The 15801-nt window shown below is 68.4% G+C and carries 14 protein-coding genes; 7 read left to right on the top strand and 7 right to left on the bottom strand.

Annotated features, from left to right (window positions below):
- Positions 1-3: 3 nt before the first annotated feature.
- The gene (locus AC1RMY_RS04710) at positions 4-1818 is read right to left on the bottom strand and encodes an ABC-F family ATP-binding cassette domain-containing protein (protein ID WP_492862786.1); all 1815 of its coding nucleotides are present in this window, start codon (positions 1816-1818) and stop codon (positions 4-6) included.
- Between the two features lie 147 nt (positions 1819-1965).
- Here AC1RMY_RS04710 and AC1RMY_RS04705 point away from each other — a divergent pair, with 147 nt between their 5' ends.
- The gene (locus AC1RMY_RS04705; protein WP_492862785.1) at positions 1966-2304 is read left to right on the top strand and encodes a hypothetical protein; all 339 of its coding nucleotides are present in this window, start codon (positions 1966-1968) and stop codon (positions 2302-2304) included.
- Positions 2305-2330: 26 nt separating this feature from the next.
- Here the strand turns inward: AC1RMY_RS04705 and AC1RMY_RS04700 are convergent, their stop codons facing one another.
- From AC1RMY_RS04700 to mdoH, 5 genes are all read right to left on the bottom strand, one after another.
- Entirely contained in the window at positions 2331-3329 is a 999-nt protein-coding gene (locus AC1RMY_RS04700) for a glucokinase (protein ID WP_492862784.1), read from the bottom strand.
- Positions 3329-4138: a 2-oxo-tetronate isomerase gene (otnI, locus tag AC1RMY_RS04695; RefSeq protein ID WP_492862783.1), complete on the bottom strand. Its 810-nt coding sequence runs from the start codon at positions 4136-4138 to the stop codon at positions 3329-3331. Before otnI ends, AC1RMY_RS04700 begins: the two co-directional genes overlap by 1 nt.
- A 114-nt stretch (positions 4139-4252) precedes the next feature.
- Positions 4253-5230 (bottom strand): hypothetical protein, encoded by a 978-nt coding sequence (locus tag AC1RMY_RS04690; RefSeq protein ID WP_492862782.1) that lies wholly within the window; start codon positions 5228-5230, stop codon positions 4253-4255.
- Between the two features lie 6 nt (positions 5231-5236).
- Positions 5237-5995, bottom strand: coding sequence for an FkbM family methyltransferase (locus tag AC1RMY_RS04685; RefSeq protein WP_492862781.1), 759 nt, complete (start codon positions 5993-5995; stop codon positions 5237-5239).
- Positions 5992-7824 carry a glucans biosynthesis glucosyltransferase MdoH gene (gene mdoH / locus AC1RMY_RS04680; protein ID WP_492862780.1) on the bottom strand — a complete coding sequence of 611 codons (1833 nt, stop codon included), beginning with the start codon at positions 7822-7824 and terminating at the stop codon, positions 5992-5994. Before mdoH ends, AC1RMY_RS04685 begins: the two co-directional genes overlap by 4 nt.
- 78 nt (positions 7825-7902) lie before the next feature.
- Between mdoH and AC1RMY_RS04675 the strand changes: the two genes are divergently transcribed.
- The 4 genes from AC1RMY_RS04675 (at position 7903) to AC1RMY_RS04660 (ending at position 11308) form a co-directional block, all read left to right on the top strand.
- A complete protein-coding gene (locus AC1RMY_RS04675; RefSeq protein WP_492862779.1) occupies positions 7903-8940 on the top strand; it encodes a zinc-dependent alcohol dehydrogenase in 1038 nt (345 codons plus the stop codon).
- 66 nt (positions 8941-9006) lie between these two features.
- Positions 9007-9408 (top strand): 6-pyruvoyl trahydropterin synthase family protein, encoded by a 402-nt coding sequence (locus tag AC1RMY_RS04670; RefSeq protein WP_492862778.1) that lies wholly within the window; start codon positions 9007-9009, stop codon positions 9406-9408.
- Positions 9405-10469, top strand: a complete 1065-nt coding sequence (locus AC1RMY_RS04665) for a glycosyltransferase family 4 protein (RefSeq protein ID WP_492862777.1) — start codon at positions 9405-9407, stop codon at positions 10467-10469. Before AC1RMY_RS04670 ends, AC1RMY_RS04665 begins: the two co-directional genes overlap by 4 nt.
- Entirely contained in the window at positions 10469-11308 is an 840-nt protein-coding gene (locus tag AC1RMY_RS04660; RefSeq protein ID WP_492862776.1) for an SAM-dependent methyltransferase, read from the top strand. Before AC1RMY_RS04665 ends, AC1RMY_RS04660 begins: the two co-directional genes overlap by 1 nt.
- A gap of 14 nt (positions 11309-11322) precedes the next feature.
- Here the strand turns inward: AC1RMY_RS04660 and AC1RMY_RS04655 are convergent, their stop codons facing one another.
- The gene (locus AC1RMY_RS04655) at positions 11323-11904 is read right to left on the bottom strand and encodes a cytochrome b (protein WP_492862775.1); all 582 of its coding nucleotides are present in this window, start codon (positions 11902-11904) and stop codon (positions 11323-11325) included.
- A gap of 273 nt (positions 11905-12177) precedes the next feature.
- Here AC1RMY_RS04655 and ribA point away from each other — a divergent pair, with 273 nt between their 5' ends.
- Together ribA and AC1RMY_RS04645 are read left to right on the top strand one after the other, a co-directional pair.
- Positions 12178-13305 carry a GTP cyclohydrolase II RibA gene (gene ribA / locus AC1RMY_RS04650; RefSeq protein WP_492862774.1) on the top strand — a complete coding sequence of 376 codons (1128 nt, stop codon included), beginning with the start codon at positions 12178-12180 and terminating at the stop codon, positions 13303-13305.
- Between the two features lie 58 nt (positions 13306-13363).
- Complete coding sequence (locus AC1RMY_RS04645) at positions 13364-15760, top strand: hypothetical protein (protein WP_492862773.1); 2397 nt, start codon at positions 13364-13366, stop codon at positions 15758-15760.
- The last annotated feature ends 41 nt before the right edge of the window (positions 15761-15801 follow it).

Below are 15801 nucleotides of genomic sequence, written 5' to 3'. Positions count from 1 at the left end.
CGCCTACGCCCCGATTTCCTCGCGAAGCATCTCCAGTTCCAGCCAGCGTTCCTCGAGATCCGCGATCTCGCGGGTGACCTCCTCGAGCCGCGCCGTCGCCTTGGCGAAAAGCTTCGGATCGCGCGTGTAGAGATCCCCCGCCATCGCCGTGTTGAGCTTGACGGCCTCGGCCTGGAGCACCTCGATCTTCTTCGGCAGCGTCTCCAGCGCATGCTTCTCGTTGAAGGAGAGTTTGCGCTTCGAGGCTGGCGCGGCGGCAGCCGGCGCCGGCGCGGAAACCGCCGCAACGGCCTGCTGCTTACCGATCGGCGCCCTCACCTTCGCGCCGACGCCGCGTCCGCGCTGCGCCAGCATGTCGGTGTAGCCGCCGGCATATTCGGTCCAGACGCCGTCGCCATCCGAGATCAATGTCGCCGAGACGACGCGGTCGATGAAGTCGCGGTCATGGCTGACCAGCAGCACCGTGCCCTGATAATCAGCGAGCAGTTCCTGCAGCAGGTCGAGCGTCTCGAGGTCGAGATCGTTGGTCGGCTCGTCCAGAACCAGCATGTTGGAAGGTTTGGCCAGCGCGCGCGCCAGCATCAACCGGCCGCGCTCCCCGCCCGAGAGCGCGCCGACCGGCGTGCGCCGCTGCAGCGGCTGGAAAAGGAAGTCCTTCATATAGGCGATGACGTGGCGCGGCGTGTCGCCGACCATGACCTGGTCCGAGCCGCCACCGGTCAGGGCGTCGCCCAGCGGAGTCGCCGGGTCGAGACTTTCGCGGCGCTGGTCGAGCGTCACCATTTCAAGGGAGACGCCGAGCTTCACCGTGCCGGAATCGGGTTCGCGCGCGCCGGTCAGCAGATTGATCAGCGTCGTCTTGCCCGCGCCGTTGGGGCCGACGATGCCGATGCGGTCGCCGCGCGCGACACGCAGCGACAGGTCCTTGACCACGACGTTCGAGCCAAAGGCCTTGGCGACGTTGACCGCCTCGATCACCAGCTTGCCCGAGGTCTGCGCCTCGCTGGCCTCCAGCTTGACACTGCCGACGGCGAAGCGCGCGGTCCGGCGCTGCTCGCGCAGGCCGTGCAGTTCGCCGAGGCGCCGCTGGTTGCGGGTGCGGCGTGCACTGACGCCATAGCGCAGCCAGTCCTCCTCGCGGGCGATCTTGCGGTCGAGCTTGTGGCGCTCGAGTTCCTCCTGGGCGAGGACCTCGTCGCGCCAGGCCTCGAACTCGCCGAAGCCCTTGTCCATACGCCGCGTCAGGCCGCGATCGAGCCAGATCGTGGCGCGCGACAGGTTGGTGAGGAAACGCCGGTCGTGGCTGATCAGCACCATCGCCGAGCGCAGCGACTTCAACTCCTCCTCCAGCCATTCGATGACCGGCAGGTCGAGATGGTTGGTCGGCTCGTCGAGCAGAAGGATGTCGGGCTCGGGCGCCAGCACGCGCGCCAGCGCCGCACGGCGCGCCTCGCCGCCCGACATCGTCGCGGGGTCTTCCTCCCCGGTGAGGCCGAGTTCATCGATCAGGTATTGCGCGCGATAATGATCGTCGCCCGGGCCAAGCCCCGCCTCGACATAGGCGAGCGAGGTCTTGTAGCCGGTGAAGTCCGGCTCCTGCGGCAGATAGCGGATCGTCGCGCCCGGCTGGACGAAACGGTCGGCGCTGTCGGCCTCAACAAGGCCCGCGACGATCTTGAGCAGGGTCGACTTGCCCGAGCCGTTGCGGCCGACGAGGCAGACGCGCTCGCCGGCAGAGACCGCGATCTCGGCCGCTTCCAGCAGCGGTTGTCCGCCGAAGGTGAGCGCGACGTCGCGCAGATGGAGCAAGGGGGCCATGGTGTGTCCGTGAGGGGGAAGCAGGCGGGATAGACCGGCAAGGCCACTATGTCACGCCCGCAGGCATGGCATGTCGCTTCCTCGCTCCCTTGCCAGCGCCAACCCGCTCCGTATCGTGATGCAGAAACATCCGTGAGTCCGAGAACCATGCCTCAGCGACGCCCTATAGGGATCGGCCATAATGGCGGTCCCCCGCTGAAGGAGCGCAAGCGCCGCTCCAATACCGGAAACGGCAGCATCGGCCGCTATTTCGATTGGCGCTTTGCCCATCGGAGGGCCTGGAAGAAGCCGCGCGACATCGCGCTGCGCCGCGAGGAAAAGGCCGAGGCACTCGGCCTGACCTATGAGGAATACTCGCTCGAGATCATGGAGCGCGGCTATCATCCGCAGCCCGAGCACGTCGACACGATCAAGGCCAAGCGCGCCGAGCGCCGCGCGACGGGTGGCGTCGTCGGCCAGTCTCTGAAGGGAAAGCGCCTCAAATAGGCCTTGCGCTCAACTCGATCCGGCACTCAGGCGAACCACAACCGCGCGGGATCGTCGAGGCCGAAGCGTTTGGGTGCAGCCGCGATCGCGGCCAGCCCTTGTTCAGCGCCGTCATGGGCCGTGACCACGTGGAGCGAGAAGCGCGCGGCCAGATCCTCCATCGGCGGCTTGCCGCTGAACACCGCCTGGATCGTGGCCCGGTCCGCCAGCGGCAGCAGACGCGGCACGATGCCGCCGGAAATGTAGACCCCGCCCGTCGCCTTGAAGGCGAGCGCGAGATCGCCCGCTACCCGGGCCAGCAGCCGCCAGAAGCAGATCACCGCCATCAGCGCCGCCGGATCGCCATCAAGCGCCAGCGTCGTCACATCGGCGGCGCTGACATCGGCCTCCAGCATGCCGGATTCGCTAGCGACCGCACGGTGGAAGCGCACCAGCCCGTCCCCGCTGAGAAGGCCCTCGACCGTCACGCGGGGTAGCCCCACCGTCAGCGCCGGCCAGATCTTCTCCTCCGTCGGATCTTCCGGCCCGATGCCGATATGGCCGCTCTCGGTCGGCACCAGCACGCCGCGCGCGCCTCGCTTGATCAGCGCGGCGGCGCCGAAGCCCGTGCCTGGCCCCAGCACGAGCCGCACCCCGTCCGGCTCGGGATCGCCCTTGACCAGTGTCGAGACATCGCTTTCGCCGAGTACGGCGAGCGAGGCTGCCTGGGCCTCGAAATCGTTGACGAGCAGCCCCTGTTCCAGACCGAGCGCCCGCCCGAGCTGCGGCCCGTCGAAATGCCAGTTGGCATTGGTCAGTTGCGCGCTGCGTCCTTCGAGCGGCCCGGCGACGGCGAGCACGGCGGCCCGTGGCCGCTGCGTCAGCGTCACCAGCACGGATTCCAAGGCAGCTTCCGGCGTCGGGTGGCTGCCGGTGCCGATCTTCGCCAGCGGCCGATGCGATGCTCCGGCCTCCTCGACCAATGAAAGACGGCAATTGGTACCGCCGATATCGGCCACCAGCACCGGGTAGGAGAAGTCGCTCATCATGCCGCGTCCAGCGGGTCGGGCCTGTGGTGGTCGGGCTTGCGGTACTCCGAGAACCAGCCGAGCCCTTCCAGCGTGCCGGCGCGCGGCCGGTATTCGCAGCCGACGAAGCCGTCATAGCCGAGTTCGTCGAGCAGCGCGAAAAGGCTCGGATAATCGGGACCGGCACTGTCGGGCTCGTGGCGGCCATTGGCGCTGGCGATCTGGACATGGCCGACCAGAGAATAGAGCGCCCTGAGCTTGCCAGCGACGTCGCCATGGATCAGCTCGCAGTGATACATGTCGAACTGGAGCCGGACATTGGAGCGGCCGGACTCGCGCACATAGGCCGCCGCCCGGTCGAAATCATTCAGGAAGTAGCCCGGCATGTCCTTGCCGTTGATCGGCTCCAGCAGCAGGTCGATGCCATGCGGCGCCAGCGCATCCGCCGCATAGGCCAGCGACGCCCGATAGGTTTCCTGCGCGACGGGATCGTTCGGGTCCGCAAGGCCCGCCATCATGTGCAGGCGCTTGACGCCGGTCTCATGGGCATAGGCGAGAGCGGTCTCGATGCCGGCCTTGAATTCGGACTCGCGGCCTGCCAGCGCGGCGATCCCGCGCTCGCCCTTGGCGAAGTCCCCGGGCGGAAGATTGAAAAGCGCCTGTTCGAGCTCCCCGCCGGTCAGGGCGAGCCCGACCTGCTCGGCCGGATGCTCATAGGGAAAGAGGAACTCCACCGCCGCGAACCCGGCATCCGACGCCGCCTTGAAGCGGTCGAGGAACGCCCATTCGTTGAACATCATCGAAAGATTGGCGGCGAAGCGCGGCATGACGGTCTCGAAGCTGATGCGGACGCAGGAGGCTAGCGCGATGCGCGGCCCGCGTCATGGTCGAAGGTGTGATGAGCCAACGCGTCGGAGGCCGATTGCGTTCCGGCCGAGCCGCTACGGCTTCTTCGCCGGCGGGTTCGGATCCTTGGAGAAATTCCGGAAGACCATGTCGGGCGAGGAGGTATTGTGGCGCGAATGGGTGGTGCGCCCCATCCAGATATCGGTCGCCTTGCCGCCGGAGAAGGGCATCAGCAGCTCCTCACGCCAGCCCTTGGCGCCCGGCTCGCGGATGGCGATGCGGGCGACGTCGTTGTTGAACTCGGTGACATACATCGAGCGCAGCGCGACGAAGCCCTTGCCGCCGGTCACCGGCTTGTCGAGCACAGCGTCGAGCACCATGCGGTTCTCGTCGACGGAATCCAGCTTGAGCGTGCCAGCCGAACCGTCCTTGAAATCCATCCTGAAGGACAGCGTCGCGGGGTCGAACGCGATTTCCTTGATGTTCACCACCGGGCGGCCGGCATCCTGCTCGATCGGCCCGAACAGGAAGGAGGAGCCGTAGGCCGTGGCCGAGAGCTGCTGCGGCGGCAGCGGCCGCACGCGCCAGTAGCCGTCCTGCGGATAGACCACGAGCATCTCGTAGGAGCCGGTCTTGCCGAGCTTCCAGAGCTGGACGAGATGAAGCCCTTTCTCGACGCGGTCCCCAACCTTGAAGGTCGTGTCGGCCGGGCGCCAGAAGGTCGGGAAGGTATAGCCGACGAGCCAGTATTCGATGCTCTCGTAGAAGGTCACGCGGCGCGGCGGCACCGGCGCCTTGAAGGCAGGATCGCCCGTCATGTCGCAGGCGGTCCAGTCCGCATCCCAATTGTCGCGCAGCAGGCCGGCGATATAGGCCGGATGGGCCGCCTCGATCTGGAAACGGCGGACCTCGGGCGAGATCGCCTTGATCGTGACATTGTCCTTCTCGGCGCAGAGCACGGGCTCGGATTCGTTGCGGACCTCGACCGCGACATCGCCCACCGCGAAGGCGGGCGAGGCGGCGCAGGCGAGAGCCAGCAGGGCGATGCGGAGGCGGGTCGCGATGGTCGTCATGAAAACTCAGCTTTCGAGGATGGCGTAGACATCGCCTGAATTGGCGGCATGGGGCAGCGCACGGAGATATCCGCCCATCGCCTCCGCGCTGGCGGGCTCGTCGAGTTCCAGGCGCTGGCTTTCGCCGAGCGCGACATTGAAGCGATAGGGGCCGAGTGTTTCGAGCAAAGCGAGGCAGGCTTCGGCGACGTCGCGCTGGATCGTCGTGAACTCGAAGGAGATCACCGGCACGCGCCGGGTCAATCCTGCCAGCACATGCGCCTCGAACCCCTCGACATCGATCTTGAGCAGGGCCGGCAGGCCATGCCGCGCGATCAGCGAGTCGAGCGTGGTGCAGCGGACGGCGATCTCGTGGTCCCAGACCTGACCCTCCCAGCCCCCCGCGTCGCGAGCGGCGCCGATGAAGGCGCTCGACGCGGTCGAGACCGTCGGATTCGCGCTGTTGATCCTGAGCGTGACCGTGCCGTCATGGTCGCCGCAGGCGGCCTGGATCAACGTCACCTGCGGATCGCGGCCATGGATCAGCCGCAAGACCCGCGCCGGCCCCGGCTGCGGTTCGAGCGCGACGACGCGCGCGCCGAGGCGGCGGAAGGACGAGACCCGGTCGCCGACATGGGCGCCGATGTCGAAGGCAAGCTCGCCGGGGCGAAGGAAGCGGCCATAGAGCGCATCCATCGCGGCGTTGCGGGCAGCATCGCCATGATAGATCCGCAGCGAACGCGACAACGCCTTAGCGGTGCCCTTGGGATAGAACGCCGCGTTCATGCGCCCCGCCCGTGGGTTGCGGCTCTGCGGATCGCCACGAGTTCGGCTGGCGGATCGAAGTCCTCGGGGATGCCACAGAGGCCGCGCCGCGCGAACCACGCCCCGAGAGCTGGCAGCGCGGTCACCATCGCGAAGGGAATGGCGAGCAGATAGCCCGCCGCCAGCGGCAACGACCAGAGCAGGACCGTCGGCGACAACATCAGAAGCGTCCCGAACAGATAGGCCGCGAACAGGAGATGCGGCCACAGTCCCGCGAAGGCCGTGGCGAAGGACAGGGCACGGGCGTCGCGCGCCTGCCCGTTCCAGCCGATGCGCGAGCGCCCGAACATCAGCCCGATCATGAACAGCGTGGTCCGGAAGCTCGAGACCGCGCCCTGCAGGAAGGCAAAGACGACCTCGATCGCGACCGAGGCGACGAAGCGCAGGTGCCCGCCATAGCGTGCGGCGCCGCCCCTGGTCAGCAGGATGTCGGCGAAGCCGGCCAGCTTCGGCGAGAGATACATCCCGAGGAAGAGCAGATAGAGCCCGGCCGCCAGCCCCGCCGGATAGGCCTCGATGCCGCGATCCTCGATGACCTTGAGCGGCAGCAGCGCGATCATCAGGGTCCAGGCCGGCAGGCCGAGAAACATCAGGATCGCCCAGACGAGTTGGAAGCGGCTCATCGGACGCAGGCCCGGAATATCGAGCAGCTTGAGATATTGCAGGTTGCCGAGGCACCAGCGCAGGTCGCGCTTGGCGAAATCGAGCATGGTCGGCGGGTTTTCCTCCCAGCTTCCCATTTCCTGCGGCAGCACGCGCACCTCGTAACCGGCCCGGCGCATCAGCGTCGCCTCGACCTGGTCATGGCTCATCACCGCCCCACCGAGCGGCGGCCCGCCGGGCAGCACCGGCAGATGGCAGCCGTCACGGAACGGCGCGATCCGGACCATCGCATTGTGTCCCCAGAACGGGCCGCAATCGCCGATCCACCAGGCCGAGCCCATCGTGTAAGGCCGCATGCCCTGGCGCATCCCGAACTGGAAGACGCGGGCGAAGGCCGATCGGCTCGGCATGCCCACAACCAGGCTCTGCAGGATGCCGAGCCGCGGATAGGCCTGCATCATCCGCGTCAGCTTCACGATCGCCTCGCCCGACATCACGCTGTCGGCGTCGAGCGGCAGCATCAGCTCGTAATCCGCGCCCCAGCGCTCGCAGAAATCCCGCACATTGCCGGCCTTGAAGCCCGCATTGTCGCTGCGGCGGCGATAGATGATCCGCCCCTCTCCGCCCGCTTCGGCCCGCCATTGCGCGGCGAACCGCTCCTCGGCGGCGGCGACGGCCGGGTCATCGCTGTCGGACAGGATGAAGTAATCGAACCAACCGCCCTCGCCGGTGGCATCGAGGCTGCGCTTGACCACGCGCAGCCGCTGGAAGGCACGCGCGGGGTCCTCGTTGCGCAACGTCATCAGGATCGCGCTGCGGATCGCGATCGGCGTCGGCGCATCGCCGGCTGCGGCGAAAGGCGCGACGCGGGCCATGCCGTCCTTCACCCCATGCAGCAACCAGAGCCCGATCACGGCGTTCCAGAAGCCGAGCACGGTCCAGGGAGCACCGAACAGGAAGGCGATGAAGATCGCGACATCCGCCGCCGTCCAACCGCCTGCGCCCAGCACCCGTGACAGGCCGTAGAGCAGAGCCGCCAGCGTCGCGAGGTTGAGCGCGAGAACGAGGCGCCGGCGCATCGCCAGCACCGCCTCAGATTGCAGCCCGGCGGGCGTCAGGCCCGGTACCGAATCCGCGAGCCCTTGCGCCGCCGGCTGGAACGTGGTCGGAGCGGGACGCTGGTTCATGGCTGTCTCTGTCATGCGATCGATCTGGGCAAGGCGCGATCTGGACAAGGCGGACTAGGCAGAGCGGGAGACGGCGACATGACGCGAGACGACACGGCGCAGGAGCTAAAGCCGGCATTTTCGTCGAGCGCAAGGTCTTCAGGCCAAAACGCGCAGGCGACGGCACTTTGGTATGTAGCCCCGCGTGAATGCGCCCTGAACACCGAGCCCCTGCCCGAGCCGGCCGGGCAGGACTGTCTCGTCCGCACGCTCTGGAGCGGAATCAGCCGCGGCACGGAGCGCCTCGTCTTCGAAGGTCGCGTCCCGGTCGGCGAATTCGACCGCATGCGGGCCCCCTTCCAGCAGGGGGCTTTCCCCTTCCCGGTCAAATACGGCTACTGCACGGTCGGCGTCGTAGATGCCGGGCCTGAAGCCATACTCGGGACGACCGTCTTCTGCCTGCATCCCCATCAGGACCGCTTCATCGCCCCGGCCGACAGATTGACTCGCGTCCCCGCCACCGTGCCGGCCCGGCGCGCGATCCTTGCCGCCAATATGGAAACCGCGCTCAACGCCCATTGGGACGCAGGCTCCGGCCCGGCCGACCGCATCGTCGTGGTCGGCGGCGGCGTGCTCGGGCTGCTCGTCGCCTGGCTCGCGGCGAGGCTGCCGGCCGCGCAGGTGACGCTGGTCGACACGCAGCCGGACCGGGCTGCCATGGCGCAAGCACTCGGCTTCCGCTTCGCCCTGCCCGCCGATGCGCCGACGGAAGCCGATCTGGTCTTCCACGCCAGCGCGACGGCGGCCGGCCTCGCCACCGCCGTCACCGCGGCCGGCTTTGAGGCCCGCATCGTCGAGCTGAGCTGGTATGGTGAGGGCGCGGTGCCGGCCCCCCTCGGCGGCGCCTTCCATGCCAGGCGCTTGCAACTCGTCTCGACGCAGGTCGGCGCCATCGCCCCCTCGCGCCGTCCGCGCTGGGATCATGCCCGCCGCGCCGCAGCCGCTATGGCACTGCTCGACGATGACAGGCTCGATGCCCTGATCAGCGAGGAAATCCCCTTCGCCGAAGCCGCGACGCGGCTTCCCGCGATCCTGAGGCCCTCCTGGCCCGGCCTGACGGCCGCCCTGCGCTATTGACCTGGCGCAGCCGGTTTGGCCAAGACATCGTCCGGCGGGGCACAGCCCGCCAGCAGGAGCCTTGCCATGTTCTCCGTCGAAGTCCGCGACCGCATCATGATCGGCCATTCCCTGCCCGATCCCTTCTTCGGCCCCGCCCAGAACATGCATGGCGCGACCTTCGTGGTCGATGTCGCCTTCTTCCGCGAGAGGCTGACGAAGCAGAATGTCGTGGTCGATATCGGCGCCGCGCTCGACGTCCTCAACAAGACGCTGAAGCCACTCAACTACCAGAATCTCGACACCCTGCCGCAGTTCGAGGGCGTGCTGACCACCACCGAATTTCTTTGCAAATACATCTTCGACGCCATGGCCGATGCGGCGAAATCAGGCGCGCTCGGGGAGGACGGGGCGGGCCTTGCCCGGATCCGCGTGACCCTGCACGAGACCGATCTCGCCCGCGCGAGCTTCGAGGGCGCGCTCACGTGAGCGCCATCGCCTTCGCCATCCCCGGCGACATCGACCTGCCGACCGGCGGCTATGCCTTCGACCGCAGGCTGCTGGCGGAGTGGCGCGAGATGGGTGTCGAGGCCAGGCACATCGCCTTACCAGGTTCCTTTCCGTTTCCAACGGAGGCCGATCTCGGTCGGACCGGCCAGGCGATCCTGTCCCAGCACTGGGACGACACACTGCTGATCGACGGACTGGCCTACGGCGCCTTTCCCGAGGGCATCGCCGCCGGGCTCGCCGGGCGCGTCGTCGCGCTCGTCCATCATCCGCTCGGCCTGGAAACCGGGCTCCCGCCGGAAACGGCACAGATGCTGCTGGCGCGCGAAACTGCAGCCCTGCGTCATGCTCGCGCCATCGTGACGACGAGCCCGGCGATGAAGCGGCTGCTCGCCGCCGATTTCGGCGTCGACGCCGCACGCGTCACCGTTGCAGTACCCGGCGTCGATCCGGCTCCGCGCGCAACGGGGGCACCGCCGGCCGAGCCCTTGCGCCTGCTCGCCGTCGGCTCCATCGTCCCGCGCAAGGGCTATCATGTGCTGGTCGAGGCGCTCGCGACGCTGCGCGACCGGGACTGGCATCTCACCATCGTCGGGGCAGCTGATCGCGCCCCCGAAACCATGCGCGCTCTGACAGCCCAGATCGCCGCCGCCGGGCTGGAGGACCGCATCTTGCTTGCGGGGTCCGTGGACGACACGACGCTCGCAGCCGCCTATCATGGCGCCGATCTCTTCGTCATGCCCTCGCTGTTCGAGGGTTACGGCATGGTGCTGACCGAGGCGCTGGCGCGCGGGCTGCCGATCGTCTGCACGACGGGCGGCGCCGCGGCCGAAACGGCGCCGGACGCTGCCGCGCTGAAAGTTCCTCCCGGCGATGCCGGTGCGCTTGCCAGCGCCCTGGCGGGCCTGATGGATGCGCCCACCCATCGCAGGGCGCTCGCAGATGCGGCTTGGGCGGCAGCGGCCAACCTGCCGCGCTGGCGCGATACTGCGGCGATCGTCGCCGATGTTTGTCTGCCCGGGAACGGGCGAAAGGTAGGCTGATGGGCGGTTTTTCTCCAGAATGGCTGGCCCTGCGGGAGCCGGCCGATCATGCGGCCCGCAACCCGCAGGTCCTGGCCGCGGTCGGCGCGCATTTCGCCCCCAAGGCCTCGCTCACTGTCGTCGATCTCGGCTGCGGCGCGGGCTCGAATCTGCGCGGCAGCTATGCCGCCCTGCCGGCGCGGCAGCATTGGACGCTGGTCGATCTCGACGCCGGCCTGCTCGCAGCCACGCGCGCGACGCTGGCCGCCTGGGCCGACGAGGCCCGCGAACAGGGCGAGGAACTGGTGCTGTCCAAGGGCGAGCACAACATCACGGTCGATACCCGCCAGGCCGATCTGAACAAGGATCTCGAATGGATCCTCGGCTGGCAACCCGATCTGGTCACGGCCGCAGCCTTGTTCGACCTCGCCTCGAAGCGCTGGATCGAGCGCTTCGTCGCAGCGCTGACGAGCCAGCGCCTGCCGCTCTACACCGTGCTGACCTACGACGGGCGCGAGACCTGGCAGCCGCCCCATCCGGCGGATGCGTCGATGCTGGCCGCGTTCAAGCACCATCAGCGCGGCGACAAGGGCTTCGGCCCGGCCGCCGGCCCTGACGCCACCGAGATCATGGCGGAAGCCTTCCGCAAATCCGGCTTCGCGGTCTCGACCGGCGACAGCGCGTGGCGGATCGATGAGAAGCAGGGCGAGCTGGCGCAGACCCTGGCGAAGGGCATCGCCGATGCGGTGCTGGAGACCGGGCAGGTCGATCCGGCGGTCGTCGCTGATTGGCTCGCCGCGAAGGCCGGAGGCGCTACCGCGATGATCGGCCATCTCGATCTCTGGGCGCGGCCGGTCTGACGGCGATCCGGCGCCTACCTCAGCCCTGGCAGCATCCGGCGCAGCACGCCGTCCTTGCGGATGAGGTGATGGTAGAGTGCCGCTGCTATATGGCCGCAGGCGAGGAACCCTATCGCGATGGCGAGCTTGCCGTGAACGCCGAGAACCGTCTTCGCGAGTTCCTCGTTCGGGCTCGCGAGCGCCGGCAGGTCGACGAGCCCGAACACTTTCAGCGACGGGTAAAGTGAAACGCCGAGCCAACCGAGCAGCGGCACGACGATCAACAGGCCATAGAGCAGCCAGTGCACCAGATGCGACGCCGCCTTGTGCCACCACAGCAGCGTCGGCTCGTCCGGCGGCGCGCCCTTGATCAGGCGATAGGCCAGCCGGCCGACGACCAGCCAGAGCACGAGCAAGCCGAGAACCTTGTGCGAGCTGTAGAGCGCGTCGGTCAGCCCGTCCCAGATGTCCAGCGTATTGCCGCGATAGGTCATGGCGAGCCCCAGCGGCACCATCACGAGGACCGCGCCCGCAGTCATCCAGTGCATGTGCCGGGCGGCTGCGCTGTAGGCGACATGTCCCGGCGCCATCGTCGCCTTGTCATGATCCTGCGTCATTCCCCTCTCCCGCTCGCGAGACTGCCGCCCTGCTGCATCGATGCCCACATTCATCCCGTGTTCAAGGTGCCAAGCCTATACGGCCTGTCCACGGATTAGGATGGCTCGGTGGCGGGGCGGTCGAATCTTTGCGCGATGGAACTGCCCTCGCCTCAAGCACGTTTGATGGAAAATGATGCAGCGTGGATCTATATCGACGTTGCGCGCGTATATGCCTAACCTCCCGCCGGGCCGAAGCCTTCCTGGGCCAAGCCCTATCTGACGGACAATCCGATGCCTCAGTCGCGTACGCTGTTCGGACGCCCGCTCGAGACGAGCCTCGTAGCGGTTGATCGGGCCATTTCCGAATTTCGCGCCGGTCGCCCGGTGTTGCTGCGTGCCGGCGAGCGCCTGGCGCTCACGCTCTCGGCCGAACTGGCGGAGGGCGATCTGGTCGGCCGGCTCGACGATCTCGCCGGCGGCAAGGCCCATCTCGCCTTGAGCGCGGCCCGGCTGCGCCGCCTCAGCGGAAAAAACCGCGCCGAGACCGGCATCCTGGCGATGCCGACGCTCGATCTCGCACGCATCGAGATGCTGGCCCTCAAGATCGACGGCAAGGTCGACGCCCCCGTCGCGCCGGCCTCCGACGCCGATGAAGCCGCTCTCGAGCTGGCGCGGCTCTCGCTCGTCCTGCCGGCCGCCATCATCGTCCCGGTCTCGGCCGATCTCGTCGCCGGCGAGCCGCTGGTCGAGGTCGAGATCGACGCCGTCAACGGCTATCGCGCCGCCCAGGCCGCAACGCTGACGATCGTCGGCCGGGCCCCGGTGCCGCTGGAAGGCGCGCCTGAGACGGAGTTCGTCGTCTTCCGCGGCGGCGAGGGCCTGCGCGACCAGGTCGCGATCATCGTCGGCAATCCCGATCTCTCGGGCGCCGTCCCGGTGCGGCTGCATTCGGCCTGCCTGACCGGTGACCTTTTCGGCTCGCTGAAATGTGATTGCGGCGACCAGCTGCGTGAGACCGTGCAGTGGATGGCCGAGAACGAGGGCGGAATCCTGCTCTATCTCGACCAGGAAGGCCGCGGCAACGGCATCTCCAACAAGATGCGCGCCTACAAGCTGCAGAGCCAGGGCTGGGACACCTATGACGCCGACGAGGTGCTCGGCTTCGATCTCGACCAACGCCATTTCGATTTCGCCGCGACGATGCTGAAGCAGCTCGGCGTGAACAGTGTGACCGCGCTGACGAACAACCCGCTTAAGGTCGGCGCGATCAAGGCAGCGGGCCTGGAGGTCGCGGCGACCCAGCGCGTGCTCGGGCGGCCGAACGTCCATAATGTCCGCTACCTCGCCTCGAAGCGGGACCGCGCCGGCCATTTCATCGACATGGACGCGCTGATGGCGCGCGCCGCCCCCAAGGATTGAACGGGTCGGCTGACCCGGAGGGCTTGATCGCCATGACGACTTCGGGCACCGCAGCCTGATGTCGCGAGCCATCGGCCCAGAATCCGGATCGTCGCCGCGCTGGCCGCTCGCCAGCGTGGTGGCCATCGTGGTTCTGGCCTGGATCGCGCTATCGTGGCCCTGGCTGTCCGGCATCGTCACGATCCCCTGGGACGCCAAGGCGCATTTCCAGCCGCAGCTCCAGTTCCTGGCCGAGGCCTGGCACAGCGGCCGCTCGCCGTTCTGGGTGCCTTATGTCTTCTCCGGCTCCCCACAGATCGCCGATCCGCAGTCCCTGATCTTCTCGCCGCCCTTCGCCTTGATCGCGGCGCTGGAGCCCGTGCCCGGCTTCCGGCTCGGCGATGGCGCCGTACTCGGCACGCTGCTCGCGGGCGCGCTCGCCTTCGTCGTGATCTTCCGGGACCGCGACTGGCATCCGGCCGGCGCGGTCGTGGCCGCGCTGGCCTTCGCCTTCGGGGCAGCCGCGGCCTGGCGCATCCAGCATGTCGGGCAGGTGCTCAGCCTCGGCTACTTCGCCATCACGCTGGCGCTCATCGCGCGCGCGCTCGAGCGCGGTTCGCTCGCCTATGGCTTCGCCGCCGGCGTCGTCGCCGGCTGCATGGTGCTCGGCCGCGATCAGGTCGCGCTGCTCGGCGTCTATGTCCTGGCCGGGCTCGTGCTCGCCGCGATCGCCATGGCGCGCCGCCCCTGGCAGGCCCTGCGCACAAGCTTCCTGCCGCTGCTCGCAGGCGCACTGGGCGCGGTTCTCGTCGCCACGGTGCCGATCCTGCTCACCGCCTTCCTCGCCGAGGAATCGAACCGCCCGGCGATCGACCTGGTCGGCGCCGGCAAGGGCTCGCTGCACCCCGCCGCCCTGCTGACCGGCCTCTTCGCCAATCTCTACGGCGCAGCCGGCCCGCTGGAGAATTTCTGGGGCGCGCCGAGCCCGGCCTTCGAGGCCCGTTTTGGCCCGCAGGACCTCTATCTCGCCCGCAATATGATCCAGCTCTATCTCGGGCTGATTCCGATGGGGCTGGTGCTGACCGTCGGCATCATCAGAGGCGCGCTGCTGCGGCGCGAGATCGTCGCGCTCAGCCTCGCCGCGCTGATCGTGCTGGTCTACGCGCTCGGGCGCTACACACCGGGCTTCCGCCTGCTGTTCGAGCTGCCCGGCGTATCCTTCTACCGGCGACCGGCCGATGCGCTCTTCATCCTCGGCGCGCTCGTCGCCCTGCTCGGTGGCTATCTCGCTCATCTCGTGATGACCGACACGGCCCCTCGCGCCCGCCTTTGGCAACGCGCCGTCGAGATCGTGCTCTTCACAGGCGCTCTTGCCCTTGCGGTCTGGCTCGCCTGGACGGTCGGGCGTCTGGCGCTGGCCGTCGTGCCGCTGGTCACCGCCCTGCTCTGCGCCGTGCTCAGCCTCGGCGCGCTCGTCGCCGCGCGTGGGCTGGCGCTACGTGGGTCAGGCCTCGCGGCCGCCATCGTCATCGCCGCGACGCTCGTCGTCGATCTCTCCGTCAACAATGGCCCGAGCGAGTCCACCGCCCTTCCCTCGCAGGATTTCGACGTGCTGCGCGCCGACAGCGCCAACGAGACCATCGCGCTGCTCAAGCGCGAGACCGCCCGCACCGCCGGTCCCGACCGGCGCGACCGCATCGAACTCGCCGGCATCGACTTCCACTGGCCCAATGCCAGCCTTGTTCACCGGCTCGACAACACGCTGGGCTACAATCCCCTGCGGCTCGGGCTCTACAGCCGGGCGACCGGCGCCGGCGACCATGTCGCCCTGCCCGACCAGCGCACCTTCTCGCCCCTGATGCCGGGCTATCGCTCGCTGCTCGCCGACATGCTCGGCCTGCGCTTCATCGCGACGGGCGTCCCCGCCGAGCATATCGACAAGAGGCTCAAGCCCGGCGACCTCGTCCGGATCGCGCGCACGCCCGACGCCTATGTCTACGAGAACCCCCGCGCTCTGCCGCGCGTGCTGCTGGTGCCGAAGGCCGAGAAGGTCGATTTCGACGCGATCCTGGAGACGGGAAAGTGGCCGGACGGATTCGACCCGCGTCGCGCAGTGCTGCTCGACCGCGCCGTGCCGCCTTCGCCGGCAGTTCCCCCTGCGATCCCCCAGCCCCAGGCGGGCTCCGTGCGCATCGCAGACTACGGCACCACCGAGGTCACGCTGAAGGTCGATGCACCCCAGGGCGGCTATGTCGTGCTGAACGATGTTTGGCACCGCTGGTGGCAGGTCGAGGTCGATGGAGAGCCTGCCGAACTCCTGCGCGCCAATGTGCTGTTCAGGGCGGTTCAGGTTGCGCCCGGCCGCTCGACCGTGCGCTTCGTGTTCCGGCCGTTGCGCGGGCTGTTCGAGGATATCGGGAAACGGTTGCGGGTGGGGCGAGGTGCCGCTGGTCAGGCCGGCAAGGCGCCAGCCTGAGACCGCTTGTGCTGACGCGGCGCGCAGCGTCGAGGCCATGC

It is taken from the genome of Allobosea sp. GW822-FHT03F07 (genome assembly GCF_058801345.1).
This window is presented reverse-complemented; position numbering and strand designations above follow the sequence as displayed.

What these genes read in the sequence shown, in the direction of transcription:
- AC1RMY_RS04710 (WP_492862786.1), bottom strand. Translation starts at nt 1,818, where the DNA reads ATGGCCCCCTTGCTCCATCTGCGCGACGTCGCGCTCACCTTCGGCGGA.
- AC1RMY_RS04705 (WP_492862785.1), top strand. Translation starts at nt 1,966, where the DNA reads ATGCCTCAGCGACGCCCTATAGGGATCGGCCATAATGGCGGTCCCCCG.
- AC1RMY_RS04700 (WP_492862784.1), bottom strand. Translation starts at nt 3,329, where the DNA reads ATGAGCGACTTCTCCTACCCGGTGCTGGTGGCCGATATCGGCGGTACC.
- otnI (WP_492862783.1), bottom strand. Translation starts at nt 4,138, where the DNA reads ATGCCGCGCTTCGCCGCCAATCTTTCGATGATGTTCAACGAATGGGCG.
- AC1RMY_RS04690 (WP_492862782.1), bottom strand. Translation starts at nt 5,230, where the DNA reads ATGACGACCATCGCGACCCGCCTCCGCATCGCCCTGCTGGCTCTCGCC.
- AC1RMY_RS04685 (WP_492862781.1), bottom strand. Translation starts at nt 5,995, where the DNA reads ATGAACGCGGCGTTCTATCCCAAGGGCACCGCTAAGGCGTTGTCGCGT.
- mdoH (WP_492862780.1), bottom strand. Translation starts at nt 7,824, where the DNA reads ATGAACCAGCGTCCCGCTCCGACCACGTTCCAGCCGGCGGCGCAAGGG.
- AC1RMY_RS04675 (WP_492862779.1), top strand. Translation starts at nt 7,903, where the DNA reads ATGACGCGAGACGACACGGCGCAGGAGCTAAAGCCGGCATTTTCGTCG.
- AC1RMY_RS04670 (WP_492862778.1), top strand. Translation starts at nt 9,007, where the DNA reads ATGTTCTCCGTCGAAGTCCGCGACCGCATCATGATCGGCCATTCCCTG.
- AC1RMY_RS04660 (WP_492862776.1), top strand. Translation starts at nt 10,469, where the DNA reads ATGGGCGGTTTTTCTCCAGAATGGCTGGCCCTGCGGGAGCCGGCCGAT.
- AC1RMY_RS04655 (WP_492862775.1), bottom strand. Translation starts at nt 11,904, where the DNA reads ATGACGCAGGATCATGACAAGGCGACGATGGCGCCGGGACATGTCGCC.
- ribA (WP_492862774.1), top strand. Translation starts at nt 12,178, where the DNA reads ATGCCTCAGTCGCGTACGCTGTTCGGACGCCCGCTCGAGACGAGCCTC.
- AC1RMY_RS04645 (WP_492862773.1), top strand. Translation starts at nt 13,364, where the DNA reads ATGTCGCGAGCCATCGGCCCAGAATCCGGATCGTCGCCGCGCTGGCCG.